The organism is Methylobacterium isbiliense (assembly GCF_022179325.1).
GTDB classification, from domain to species: Bacteria; Pseudomonadota; Alphaproteobacteria; order Rhizobiales; family Beijerinckiaceae; genus Methylobacterium; species Methylobacterium isbiliense.
Genome location: NZ_BPQQ01000055.1, coordinates 22,958 through 35,746 on the forward strand (window position 1 = coordinate 22,958; position 12,789 = coordinate 35,746).

The 12,789-nt window shown below is 72.9% G+C and carries 11 protein-coding genes; 9 read left to right on the forward strand and 2 right to left on the reverse strand.

Annotation, left to right across the window (positions count from 1 at the left end; genetic code table 11):
* Positions 1-144: 144 nt before the first annotated feature.
* Positions 145-1,800, reverse strand: a complete 1,656-nt coding sequence (locus tag MFF61_RS21855) for a porin (protein ID WP_238238559.1) — start codon at positions 1,798-1,800, stop codon at positions 145-147.
* A 483-nt stretch (positions 1,801-2,283) separates the two neighbouring features.
* Here MFF61_RS21855 and MFF61_RS21860 point away from each other — a divergent pair, with 483 nt between their 5' ends.
* Complete coding sequence (locus MFF61_RS21860) at positions 2,284-5,016, forward strand: type II toxin-antitoxin system ParD family antitoxin (RefSeq protein WP_238238561.1); 2,733 nt, start codon at positions 2,284-2,286, stop codon at positions 5,014-5,016.
* A 43-nt stretch (positions 5,017-5,059) separates the two neighbouring features.
* On the opposite strand, the gene pedA1 is transcribed toward MFF61_RS21860, so the two are convergent.
* Positions 5,060-6,316, reverse strand: a complete 1,257-nt coding sequence (gene pedA1, locus MFF61_RS21865; RefSeq protein ID WP_238238563.1) for a lanthanide ABC transporter ABC transporter substrate-binding protein PedA1 — start codon at positions 6,314-6,316, stop codon at positions 5,060-5,062.
* 180 nt (positions 6,317-6,496) lie between these two features.
* On the opposite strand from pedA1, the gene MFF61_RS21870 reads away from it, so the two are divergent.
* The 8 genes from MFF61_RS21870 (at position 6,497) to MFF61_RS21905 (ending at position 12,703) form a co-directional block, all read left to right on the forward strand.
* On the forward strand, positions 6,497-7,009 hold the full coding sequence (locus tag MFF61_RS21870; RefSeq protein ID WP_238238575.1) for a DUF3280 domain-containing protein: 513 nt from the start codon (positions 6,497-6,499) through the stop codon (positions 7,007-7,009).
* Positions 7,010-7,011: 2 nt separating this feature from the next.
* Positions 7,012-7,752, forward strand: a complete 741-nt coding sequence (locus MFF61_RS21875) for a (5-formylfuran-3-yl)methyl phosphate synthase (protein WP_238238579.1) — start codon at positions 7,012-7,014, stop codon at positions 7,750-7,752.
* A 9-nt stretch (positions 7,753-7,761) separates the two neighbouring features.
* Positions 7,762-8,331, forward strand: coding sequence for an amino acid kinase family protein (locus MFF61_RS21880; protein ID WP_238238581.1), 570 nt, complete (start codon positions 7,762-7,764; stop codon positions 8,329-8,331).
* A 10-nt stretch (positions 8,332-8,341) separates the two neighbouring features.
* Positions 8,342-9,748 carry a DUF6513 domain-containing protein gene (locus MFF61_RS21885; RefSeq protein ID WP_373324779.1) on the forward strand — a complete coding sequence of 469 codons (1,407 nt, stop codon included), beginning with the start codon at positions 8,342-8,344 and terminating at the stop codon, positions 9,746-9,748.
* Between the two features lie 4 nt (positions 9,749-9,752).
* Positions 9,753-10,358, forward strand: a complete 606-nt coding sequence (locus MFF61_RS21890) for a DUF447 domain-containing protein (protein ID WP_238238593.1) — start codon at positions 9,753-9,755, stop codon at positions 10,356-10,358.
* Between the two features lie 22 nt (positions 10,359-10,380).
* Entirely contained in the window at positions 10,381-10,920 is a 540-nt protein-coding gene (locus tag MFF61_RS21895; protein ID WP_238238595.1) for an SRPBCC family protein, read from the forward strand.
* On the forward strand, positions 10,917-11,879 hold the full coding sequence (locus tag MFF61_RS21900) for a YVTN family beta-propeller repeat protein (RefSeq protein ID WP_238238606.1): 963 nt from the start codon (positions 10,917-10,919) through the stop codon (positions 11,877-11,879). Before MFF61_RS21895 ends, MFF61_RS21900 begins: the two co-directional genes overlap by 4 nt.
* Positions 11,880-12,541: 662 nt before the next feature.
* On the forward strand, positions 12,542-12,703 hold the full coding sequence (locus tag MFF61_RS21905; RefSeq protein WP_238238608.1) for a hypothetical protein: 162 nt from the start codon (positions 12,542-12,544) through the stop codon (positions 12,701-12,703).
* Positions 12,704-12,789: the final 86 nt, after the last annotated feature.

Below are 12,789 nucleotides of genomic sequence, written 5' to 3' on the forward strand. Positions count from 1 at the left end.
CGGATGAGACCGGCGAGGGACGGCGCGACCCTTGAAATCGTGCCGCCGCCGCCTGCGTCAACCGCGCCCGGCCCTCACCGAGGCTGCGCCGACGCGGCGTGACGGGTCGGCGCGCGTGCGCCGGCCCCTTGCGCCGGCCATGCCCTAGAAGTCGCGCTGCACGCGCATCCGCACCTGCACGGCGTCGGCGAAGCTCGTGGTCGCCACGGGCGCGCCGGCCGCGTTCACCGGCACGCCGTTCACCACGTTGGCGACCGTCTGGCTCGGGTTGCGGTTCTGGTCGACGGTGCGCCCGTTGTTGAGCGAGACCCGGGTGTAGAGAGCCTCCAGCCCGATATCGAGGTCCTTGATCGGCGACCAGATCACGTTGCCGCCCACCACGAACTGGTTGGTGTCGCGCAGCTGGTTGCTGAACGCGAAGGCCCCCGGCGCGGTGACCGGATTGCCGATCCCGTTGAAGTTGATCAGGCCGAGCGCCGTGCGGGCGTTCTGCGGAAAGGCGATCTCGCCGTAGCTGCCGAACACCGCCGAGCGCCATTCCGGCGTCCAGTAATGCAGGTAGGAGGCGAGCACCGTCCAGCTCGTCGACAGTTCCAGCCGGCCGGTATTCGGGTTGACCACGGCGTCCGAGAAGAATTGCGGGAAGGGCGAGCCCTGGATGTTGCCCGCCGCCACCGAGGCCGCGTACTGGCCGGTGTAGAACGAGTAGCCGGTGTAGCTCTGCGCGCCCTCGCCGTAGGCGCCCTGGAGGTAGAGCGTGTCGCCCTTGGCGATGAAGGGCAGGTTGATCTTGAGGCCGCCCTGCACCGCCCAGCCGTACTCGCTCTGCGCGCGCGGCGCCACGGTGGTGCCTGGGCCGCGAGCCACCGCGGGATTCACCGAGGCGTTGAAGCCGTTGATGGCGAAGGAGGCGTTGCCGGTGTTGATCTCGTGCACCGCCGCCGAGATCTGCGCCGAGCCCCAGGAGCCGTCGTAGCGCAGCGTGCCGACGAAGTCGGGCAGGCGCGAGCGCTGCACGACGTCCGTGAAGGCGAGACCCACCGGGTTGCCGCCCGCGTCCGTGCCGATCACCGGCGAGACGTTGAAGTTGCCGGTGAAGATGTTGAACTGGCTGGCGAGGTTGCCGGTCGTCGCGGCGTTGCCGTAGAGGGGCGTCTTGCGGAAGATCGGGTCTTCGAGCGAGAGCGTCGCCGAGAAGCCCTCGCCGAGGGTCGCCGTGTAGGCGATGAGGTTGGTCGAACCCAGCTCCGAGCCGGCGGTGGCCCCGATGATCTCGAAGTCGTGGGCGTAGAAGTCGAAGAACGACGAGGCACGCCCGGCGGTGAGGCCGGCGAACTGCACGAAGGCCTTGTCGACGTTCGCGAACTGCTGGGCGCGGCCGAACGTGTCGACGCCGAGGGCCGGGAAGGCGTTGGCGATGCGCTGCTGCGTGCCCGAGGTCAGGAACGCGCCGGTGCGGCTGGCGATCTCGAAGCGCACGAAGGCGCGCAGGGTGCCGTAGGCGGTGTTCGTGCGGGCGTCGAGGTTGAGGCGGCCGAGGCCGCGGAACTGCGACAGGTCGCCGTTGGCGCCCGAGCGGCTGTAGTTCTGGGCGTAGCCGGCCTCGAAGCGGGCGCGGCCGCCGACGCGCAGGCAGGTGTCGGTACCGGGGATGTAGAAGAAGCCCGCGCCGTAGGCCGAGCAGACGCGGAGGTACTCGACCGGAGCCGCCTTTCGGACCGGCAGGTCGGCGGCGCCCGCCCCCGTGACGCCCGTCAGGCCGGCCGCGGTGGCGAGCCAGAAGCGATTCGCATGCGCCATCATCTGCACCTCGTGAGCGGGTCGGCACGCCGGCCTCGCGCCGGGGCACCCTGCGGCCGTGCGGCCCGACTTCCTGCCCAGCTTGGCCGGCATTGCAACCCCGCACAGCGTATTGCGGTGTAGAGGCCGCGTAAACTTGGCCGGGTGTGACCGAAAGGCAATATTTTGTCGATTAACTTCTTCCCTGATGTCGAAGAAGATCTGCAGGATGTTGCGCTGGGGCGGAGCGGAACGGCCCGCAGCACCACGCTTTCGCCGAGATCATCGCTCGGCCTCTACGTGCTGCTGCGGACATACGATCCGGGCTAGACCTCGCCCGGGAAGATCTGCGGCCGGCAGCCCCGCGCCCCGCATCACGATGCTCAAGTGACCGCGAGTTCACCGCCGGCCGGATACGCTCCCGGCACGCGGCGGCAAGGCGGATCGGGCGACGACTGCGTGTCATCCGTTGACACAGAACCGGGCCTGACGCAGGAGACGGTCATGACCAAACGTCAGTCGCGCAACGTCTCGCTCACGCCGGAACTCGAGACGTTCATCGCCGATCGTCTCGCGTCCGGCGATTACGCCAATGCCAGCGAAGTCGTGCGGGCCGGGCTGCGCGCGTTGCGTGACGGCCCCTCGTCGCCGCAGCGTCCCCTGCCCAAGGACTGGCCCGCGGGCGGCGGCGAGTGCGGGGCGCTGATCCGCGAGCGCGACTGGAGCCGGACCGTGCTGGGGTCGGCCGAGACGTGGTCGCCGGAGATGCGCGCGACGGTGTCCAACATCGTCAACTCGCCGATCCCCCAGGTGCTGATGTGGGGGCCCCACCACGTCGTGCTCTACAACGACGCCTACCGGGAGATCGCGCACGCGCATCATCCCCGGGCGCTGGGCGGCACCGTGCCGGAGATCTGGCCGGAGATCTGGGACTGGAACCGGGCGGTGCTGGAGGCCGGGTTCCGGGGCGAGCCGTCGCCCTTCCGCGACCAGCCGATGGTGCTGCGGCGCGACGGCCGCCCCGAGGCCTTCACCTTCGACCTGTTCTACACCCCGGTCTACGAGGCGGACGGCCGCGTCGGCGGGGTGAAGTGCACCGTCCTCGACAACAGCGCGCGCGCCGAGGCCGAGCGGCGCCTCGCGGCCAGCAACCGCCGCTTCCGCACCGCCATGGACGCGGTCCACGGCGTGCTGTGGACCAACAGCGCGGATGGCCGGATGGTCGGCGAGCAGCCCGGCTGGGCGGCGCTGACCGGCCAGACGCCGGAGGAATACGAGGGCTTCGGCTGGGCCAAGGCGGTGCATCCCGACGACGCGGCCGATTCGGTGGCGACCTGGAACGCCGCAGTTGCCGCCAAGGCGATGTACGTCCACGAGCACCGCGTCCGCCACCACGGCGGCGCGTGGCGGGTCTTCGCGATACGCGCCCTGCCGATCCTCGACGCGGCGGGCGAGATCGTCGAGTGGGTCGGCGTCCACGCCGACATCACCCACCAGCGCGCCGCCGAGGCCGCCCTGCGCGCGCAGGCCGAGGACCTCGCCCGGCAGGTCCGCCACCGGGAGCGGGCCGAGACGCAGCTGCGCCAGCTGAACGAGACGCTGGAGGCGCGCGTCATCGCGGAGATCGACGAGCGCCGCCGCGCCGAGGCCAAGCTCGCCCAGGCGCAGAAGATGGAGGCGATCGGCAAGCTCACGGGCGGCGTGGCGCACGACTTCAACAACCTGCTCCAGGTCGTCTCGGGCAACCTGCAGCTCCTCGCCCGGGACATCTCGGGCCAGGAGCGCGCCGAGCGGCGGGTGGCGAACGCCATGGCGGGGGTGTCGCGCGGGGCCAAGCTCGCCAGCCAGCTCCTCGCCTTCGGCCGCCGCCAAGCGCTGGAGCCCAAGGTCGTCAACGTCACCCGCTTCGTGCGCGACATGGACGACATGCTGCGGCGGGCCATCGGCGAGGCGGTCGAGATCGAGACCGTGTTCGCGGGCGGCCTGTGGAACACCTTCATCGATCCCGGCCAGATCGAGAACGCCCTCCTCAACCTCGCGATCAACGCGCGCGACGCGATGGACGGGCGCGGCAAGCTCACGATCGAACTCGCCAACGCCCATCTGGACGATGCCTACGCGCGCGACCACGACGACGTGGCGCCGGGCCAGTACGTGATGCTGGCCGTCTCCGATACCGGCTGCGGCATGCCGCCGGAGGTGGTCGCGAAGGTATTCGAGCCCTTCTTCACCACCAAGGCCGAGGGCAAGGGCTCGGGTCTCGGCCTGTCGATGGTCTACGGCTTCGTCAAGCAGTCGGGCGGCCACGTGAAGATCTATTCCGAGGTCGGCCACGGCACCACGATCCGGCTCTACCTGCCGCGCGCCCAGCAGACCGAGGACGTGCCGGTCGCGGTCGAGACCGGCCCGGTGACGGGCGGCAGCGAGACCGTGCTCGTCGTCGAGGACGACGCCGAGGTGCGCGCGACGGTGGTCGAGCTGCTGGCGGATCTCGGCTACCGGGTGCTGAAGGCGGTCGACGCGACGAGCGCGCTCAACGTGATCGAGAGCGGCATCCCGATCGACCTCCTGTTCACGGACGTGGTGATGCCGGGCCCGCTGAAGTCGCCGGAACTCGCCCGCAAGGCGCGCGAGCGGCTCCCCGGCCTCGCGGTCCTGTTCACCTCCGGCTACACCGAGAACGCGATCGTGCATGGCGGGCGGCTCGATGCCGGGGTCGAGCTCCTGTCCAAGCCCTACACGCGGGAGGCGCTGGCGCGGAAGATCCGCCATGTGCTGGCCAACCAGCGGCAGCGCGACGTCTCCCCGGCACCGCCCGCGCCGGCCCCCGCCGCGGTCGCGCCGCCCGCGGGCGAGGGGGCGACGCTCCTCCTCGTCGAGGACGACGCGCTGATCCGCGCGAGCACCGCCGAGATGCTTCAGGAGGCCGGCTACGTCGTGGTCGAGGCCGGCAGCGCCGAGGAGGCGATGGCCGCCCTCCAGACCGCCCCCGTGGACGTGCTGGTGACCGACGTGAACCTGCCGGGAGCCTCGGGGCGCGAACTCGCCGCCCGCGCCCGGGCGGTGCGCCCCGCGGTGGTGGTGGTCTACGCCACCGGCGACACCCACGCCGTGCGCGAGGAGGCCGGCGCGCGCCTCCTGCCCAAGCCCTACGACGCCGTGACCCTGCTGACGGTCATCGCCGCCGCGCGGCACGCCGCGCCGGGGCGCGACGTTCGCGCGCCGCAGGCGGTCTGACGGGTCGGGGCGGCGTCCGTCTCCGGCGGCAGGCCGGGGCCCGTCACGGTTTGGGCAGCCTGCACAGGCTCTCCGGCTGGTCGAAGCCCAGCGTGTCGAGGGGCGTGCGCTGGTGCAGGTAGCCCTGCTCGGGCGCCACCGCGACGAGCGCGCTCGGCTGCACCAGCAGGATCGGCTGGCGCAGCTGACGGTCCCAGGAGCGGAAGCTCAGCGACACGCCCTTGTAGGCCGGCAGGGCGAAGCCCGGATCGCCGATCTGTGCGGCCAGGGCCGCCGGGTCGGCGGTCTTCCGCTGCATCGCCGCCTCGCCCACCGCCCGGATCGCGGTCCAGATCTGGTAGTCGAGGGGGCGCATCAGCCGCCCCGCGAGGCGGCGGAAGCGGTTCTGGGCCTGGGCGGCGCCCCAGACCTCCAGGGTCGGGTGCCATGTCGTCGGAAACAGCGCCTGCGTGCCGGCCACGGGCCGCGGGTCGGCGGTGTGATAGGGGACGTAATCGCCGAAATCCCCGGCCTCGTCCGCCACCACCGCGACGTCGTAGTCGAGCCCCCGGGTGAAGACCAGGGCCTCGGCCCGGGTCGGGGTGTCGCCGCGCGCCCGCGCCAGGGGGCCGAAGGTCCAGGGCCGCTCGGCGCTGATCTGGAGCCCGAACTTCTTCGCCGAGCGCTTGAGCGCCTCGGCCCAGAGCCGGTCGCCCTCCTGCGGTCCGACGATCAGGAACAGCTTGCGCCAGCGCATGAAGGCCAGGAACTGCACCAGCGCGTCCGTCTGCATCGCCCGGCTCGGGGCGACGTGGAAGACGTTGGCCCGGCAATCCGCCGCCCGCAGCCGGTCGTCGGGGGCGGCGGCGTTGAACAGCACCACGCCGCTGTCCTTCAGCGCATCGGCCACCGCCAGCACCTCGGGCGCGGGCAGCGCCAGCACGATGAAGCGCACGCCCTTGCCGGCCAGCGCGCGCGCCGCCGCGACCGGATCCTGCGGCGGCGGCTCGCCCGGCGAGGGCGTGGCGAGCGCCACCTCCTCCAGGGCGTAATGGAGCGTGAGGAAGCGCCCGCTGGCGTTGTTGTCGCGCACCGCCATGCGGGCGCCGGCCACGCCCTCGTCGGTCGGGACCGCCTGCGCGTCGTAGGAGGAGGGCGCCTCCTGCGGCCGGTGGATCAGGCCGATGCGGATCTCGGCCGCGCCTGCGGGCGCGGGCGCCTCGGCGGGCGGCGCGGCCGGTGCCTGGGCGGCCGCCGGCGGGGCGGTCCCCGACAGGAGCGCGCAGAGGAGAGCGGAGGCGAGAGGGCGGGAGGAGGCCATGCGGGCCGCACGCTATCAAGGATTCCGATGAACCCTCAATGCCTTATCGCTAAGGGAAATCTAAGTGGGGGCGGCCCGCCCCGCCGCACCCGAAAGTCCAAGGCGCGGGCCTGCGCCCGGCGCCGGTTTCGCGCCCGCCCTCCGTTGCGCGGGCCGCGCCCGCCATGCCAGTGTCCGGCGATGCTGCCGGCCCGCCTCCTTCCTGCCCTCGCCGCCCTGCTGCTGCCGGGGATGGCTGCCGCCGCGCCCGAGAAGGCCGCGGTCTTCGGCATCGAGCTCCTGGAGCCGGGCGTCGTCGGCGGGCGCCTGCCCCGGCCCGACGAGGCGCGCCGCCTCGCGCTCGCCACCGAGGAGCTGCGCAAGGCCGTGGCGGTGCAGGGGCAGCTCGAATTCGTCGACCTCGCCCCCAAGGCTGCCGACATCCGCAAGGACGCGCCGCTCTACAAGTGCGAGGGCTGCGCCGAGCGCATCGCCAAGGAGGCGGGGGCGGCGCTCGCCGTCTACGGCTACGTCCAGCGCAACGCCAACCAGATCCTCAACCTCAGCATCACTATCTCGGACACCGACAGCGGCAAGGTTCTGCGCGGCGGCCAGGTGGTGATCCGCGGGGACACCGACGACACGTGGCTTCACGGCGTGCGCTGGCTGGTGAAGAACCGCCTCTTCGCGGAACCCCTGCCGAGCCGGTCCTGAGCGTGTCCGAGCCCCCCCTCGCCCCCGGCCAGCCCTCCCCGCCGGTGCGCCTCCTCGTCAGCGTGCGCGACGCCGCCGAGGCGGCGCTCGCCCGGGCGGGCGGCGCCGACCTCGTGGATGCCAAGGATCCCGCCCGCGGGGCGCTCGGCGCCCTCGGCCCCGACGCCGTGCGCGCCATCGTGGCGGCGGCGCGCGGGGGCGCGACGAGCGCTGTGGCGGGCGAGCCCGCGAGCGCCGCGGAGGCGGCCGGGCTGCTCGCCGCCCTCGCCGGAACGGGGGCGGACTACCTCAAGATCGCCCTGCCCCCGGGGCTGTCCCTCGCGGAGCTGCGCCTGTCCGCCTTCCCGCCCGTCATCGCGGTGCTGTTCGCCGAGGACGATCCGGACCCGGACCGGGTGCCGGCGCTTGCCGCGGCGGGCTTCCACGGGGCGATGATCGACACGCGCGGCAAGGACGGACGACGGCTCCTCCAGCACCTGTCCCTGCCCCGGCTCGCGGCCTTCACGGCGTCCTGCCGCCGGCTCGGCCTGCTGTCGGGCCTCGCCGGCTCGCTCGCCCTCGACGACATCCCGCACCTCCTGCCGCTGCGGCCCGGCTATCTCGGCTTCCGCGGCGGCCTCTGCGCCGGCAGCGACCGGCGCGCCGGCCTCGACCCCGCGCGGATCGCGCAGGCCGCGCAGCGCCTCGCCGCGGAGACGGCGCGACGCCGCGCCGCGGCGGCGGCCCGCCCGGCCGCGGCGTAAACACCCCGCATGGCGCCCGGTCCCAGCGTGGTGAAGCTCGGCGGCAGCCTCGTGGCCGATGCGCCGCGGCTGCGGGCGCTCCTGCGCGCCCTGGCCGGGGGCGCCGAGGGGCCGGCCGTGATCGTGCCGGGCGGCGGCGGCCTCGCCGAGGCGGTGCGCGCGGCGCAAGGGGCGCTCGGCTTCGGCGATGCCCTCGCCCACCGCCTCGCGCTCGACGCGATGGGCGGCATGGCCCGCATCCTCCAGGCGCTCGAACCGCGGCTTTCCGTCACCACCGACCCGGCCGCGATCCTGGCCCGCGGCGGCGTGCCGGTCTGGGACCCGGCCCGGCTCGCGGCCGGCCATCCGGCCATCCCCGAGACCTGGGACGTCACCTCCGACAGCCTCGCCCTCTGGCTTTCCGCGGAGATCGGCGCCGCGCGCTGCGTGCTGGTGAAGTCGGCGGATGCCGGCGACCTGGTGGACGCCGCCTTCCCGCATTTCGCGGCGCGGTTCCCGGGCACGATCGTGCTGCGGGGGCCGGGCGGCGACCGGGTCTGGCGGGCGGCGGGCGCCGCGGCGCTCCCGGCGGAGGCCTGACATGGGCGCCATGCCGGAGCACCTCGCCTTCATCACCGGCCGTCTCGCCAAGCCGCGGCTGGAGCGGATCGCCGAGACGCTGCCGCGCGACCGCTACACTTGGACCATCCTCGATGCGGGCGTGAAGGTCGCCGCGCTGATGACCGAGGAGATCATCCGCCGCCGCGTCGCCGTGCCGGCGGGCGTGAGCCGGATCATCCTGCCCGGGCGCTGCCGGGCCGACACGGCGGCGCTGGCGGCGTTCTTCGGCGTGCCGGTGGAGCGCGGCCCCGACGAGATCGTGGACCTGCCCGCCCATCTCGGCCTCGCGGGCCGCGCCCTCGACCTCTCGCGCCACGACCTGCGCATCTTCTCCGAGATCGTCGACGCCCCCCGCCTCACCCCGGACCAGATCCTGGTCCGGGCGCAGGACCTCGCCCGCCGCGGCGCTGACGTGATCGACCTCGGCGGGTTGCCCGACACGCCCTTCCCGCACCTGGAGGAGACGGTGCGGCTCCTGAAGGGGGCGGGGCTCGCCGTCAGCGTCGATTCCTTCTCGCGCGACGAACTCGCCCGCGGCGCCGGGGCCGGGGCCGACTACCTGCTGAGCCTCAACGAGGACACGCTCGACCTCGCCTTCGAGACCGACGCGGTGCCGGTGCTGGTGCCGGTGCGGCCGGACGACCTCGCCTCCCTGGAGCGCGCCATCGCCCGGATGGAACGGGCCGGCCGGCCCTTCCTGGCCGACCCGATCCTCGAACCGATCCATTTCGGCTTCTCCGCCTCCCTGGTGCGCTACCACGAGATCCGCCGCCGCCACCCCGGCATCGCCATGATGATGGGGACGGGCAACCTCACCGAATTGACGGAGGCCGACAGCGTCGGCGTCACCGCGCTCCTCCTCGGCATCTGCTCGGAACTCGCCATCGGCAACGTGCTGATCGTGCAGGTCTCCAACCACACCCGCCGCACCGTCGAGGAGCACGACGCCGCCCGCCGGGTGATGTACGCGGCCAAGGCCGACGGGGCGCTGCCGAAGGGCTACGGCCGGCAATTGCTGGGGCTGCACGACAAGCGCCCCTACGTGCAGACGCCCGAGGAGATCGCGGCGCTCGCCGCCGAGGTGCGCGACCCGAATTACCGCGTGGCGGTGGCCGAGGACGGGGTGCACGTCTACAACCGCGCGATCCACCGCGTGGGCACCGACGCGATGGCGTTCTTCCCCGCCCTCGACGTGGCGCAGGACGGGGCGCACGCCTTCTATCTCGGCGGGGAATTGACCAAAGCCGAACTCGCGTGGCGGCTCGGCAAGCGCTACGTGCAGGACGAGCCCCTGGACTGGGGCTGCGCGGTGGATGCGGTGGCCGAGGACACCACGCGCTTCAAGGAGGCCGGCCACACGCGGGGGGGCAAGGCCGCCCCGGCCGAGACGGAGTGAGCGGGTGCCGCTGATCCTCGAGACCATCGTCACGACGCAGGGGCCCGAGGGCGCCCTGCACCTCGTGCCGTTCGGCCTCATCGTGGACGGTCCGGCGGACGGGCCGGAGGTGGTGCTGGCTCCCTTCCGCCCCTCCCCGACCATCGCCAATCTCGACGCGAATCCCTTTTTCGCCGCGGCCGCGCCCGCCGACATGCGGGTGATCGCCGGCTGCGTGACCGGGCGGCGCGATTGGGCCACCCTGCCCTGCGCGCGCATCCCCGGCCGGCGCCTCGCCGAGGCCTACGGCCACCGGGAATTCCAGGTGGTGGCGGTGGAGGATGATCCCGTCCGCCCGCGCTACCGCGCCCGTGCGATCCACGAGGCCGCGCACCGCCCCTTCACCGGCTACAACCGGGCGCAGGCCGCCGTGCTGGAGGCCGCGATCCTCTCGACGCGGCTCGACCGGCTGCCCCCGGACAAGGTGCTCTCGGAGATGCGCTACCTGCGGATCGCGGTCTCCAAGACGGCCGGCCCCGCCGAGCGTGAGGCATGGGGCTGGATCGAGGAGAAGGTCGCCGCAGCCCTCGGACTGGCGGCGCAGGACCGGATCCTCCTGGACGAAGACTGACGCTGGAGAAGGAGACACCCGCATGAAGCTGTTGATCGGGGGCGCCGTCGCGGCGCTGGTCGCGCTCGCGCCGCTGGCCGCCGAGGCCCACGGGCCGAGCCGCAAGAAGGTCGAGGAGAAGGTCGTCATCAACGCCGCCCCCGAGAAGGTCTGGGCGGTCGTGGGCAACTTCCAGGACATGAGCTGGCTGCCGCCGGTGGAGAAGACCGAGGGCAAGGGCGGCAACGAGGTGAAGGCCACCCGCACCCTCACGCTCAAGGGCGGCGCCACCGTGGACGAGGAACTCTACAAGTACTCGGCCGAGCAGAGGAGCCTGTCCTACCGGATCAACAAGGTCGACGTGAAGACCCTGCCGGTGAACAACTACTCCTCCACGATCAAGGTGGAGCCCGCCGAGGGCGGCAAGTCGACGGTGACGTGGGACGGCGCGTTCTACCGCGGCTACATGAACAACGATCCGCCGCCCGAGCTGAACGACGAGGCGGCCGTGAAGGCGGTGTCGGGCCTCTACAAGGCCGGGCTGGAGAGCCTGAAGGCGAAGATCGAGAAGAGCGGTTCGTGAGACGCCGCCCGGGGCGTCGGCTGGCCGGACCGATCCTCGGCGCCGGCCTGGTGTGCGCCGGCCTTTCGGGGCCGTCCGCCGCCGAGGAGGCGTTCGTGACGGCCCAGAGCGCCGAGACGGTCGACGTGATCGACCTCGACGCGCGCCGGGTCGTGGCGAGCATTCCCGTGCCGGGGGCTCCGGCCGGGATCGCGCTCTCGCCCGACCGCGCCCGCGCCTACGTGACGGCGCCCGAGGCCAAGGCGCTCGCGGTGATCGACGCCGCGGCGCGGCGCGTGGTCCGGACCCTGACGCTCGGCGGCGGTCCGCTCGGCATCGCGGTCAATCCGGTCGACGGCACGGTCTACGTCGCCGACTGGTACGCCAAGCGCCTCGTGGTGGTGAACCCGGGGACGCTCGCGGTGGAGGGCGAGATCGCCGTGGGCACCTCGCCCTCCGGCCTCGCGCTGACCCGGGACGGCCGCCTCCTCGTCGCGGCCGACCGCGACGACGACGCGGTCTCGCTCGTCGATGCCCGCACCCGGGAGCGCCTCGCGGCGATCCCGGTCGGCACCCGGCCCTTCGGCGTCACCATCGATCCGGAGGGGCGGCGCGCCTACACGGCGAATGTCGGCTCGAACGACGTCTCGGTGATCGACCTCGCGGCCCGCCGCGAGGTCGCCCGGGTGCCGGTGGGCGAGCGGCCCTACGCGGTGGCGCTGACCGGCGGGCGCGCCTTCGTCACCGACCAGTACGGCGGCACCGTGAGCACCTTCGACCTCGCGACCCTCGCGCCCGGCCCGCGCGTCACCGTGGGCGACTACCCGGAGGGCATCGCGGTGAGCCGCGACGGGACGCGCCTCTACGTGGCGAACTGGGAATCCGACACGCTGAGCGTGATCGACGCCGCAACGCTCGCGGTCACGGGCGAGATCAGGACCGCCAGCGGCCCGCGGGCCTTCGGGGATTTCCTGCGCTGAGCGCGAGGACCGCTCCCGGAGCGCCCGCGCCTCCCCCGAATGGATGACGCGGACCGGATCGTCCCGTGATCTGATCGCAAGGGTCTCAAGTCGACAGCCTCGGCCCGCCCGGCTCCGCCGCGGCGGGCCCTTCTTCGACGAGCCGGAGCGGCAGGCGGCCGGTCCTGCGTAGTCTAGAAGACGTTCCTAAACAGATCGTGCTGAAATCTACGGCTTGCCGTTCCGTTGCAGGTCGATCAGCCGGCGCGCCGCAACATCGCCGGCCGCAGTCGAGAGCGTGCGGCGTGTCCACAACTCGACCAAAGTCGATTGTGTGATCGGCCGGCTGCGCGGCAGTCTGATCGTCAGGCGGCGTCCGACGACAGGCGGTAAGGGCAAATCAGGGTGCTTCGACATGCCGTCCACTTGGCGTCGTCACGGTTAACGAAAGGTGTGTTTCTGAGGGGCCGAGGCCCGGCCCTCCCTCGGGCGCGGCCCGGTCTTCTCGCGTCGCCTGCGGCACGGCCGCGCGTGCGGCCGCCCTGCCCTGCGGGCATCACAATTTGGACGGTATGGGCTGCCGCTGCCGCACATATCGGTTGTACGGCTAACGGATTGTTAACCGTATGGACCCAGTGTTGGCGGACCAAGCCCAGCCTCGAGAGCGGCACGCCGCGTGTGACATGTCTCGCATAACCCCAAGCCCTGCCGCGCTCATCCCCGGCGGCTCGCGCCACGAGCAGCATGATTGGCACCCGATCGAGGCCGTCAGCCTCATCGTCGCGGGTGTGGTGCTGCTGGCGACCGGCATCCTCCTCAACAGCGCGTGGCCGCTCTTCGGCTGACCAGGGTCCGCGGCACGGGCTGCCGGTTCCGCGACACGACCCTGCGACCTGTCCGGACTCCCGGCGGACGACGCGGTGCGGCGGGC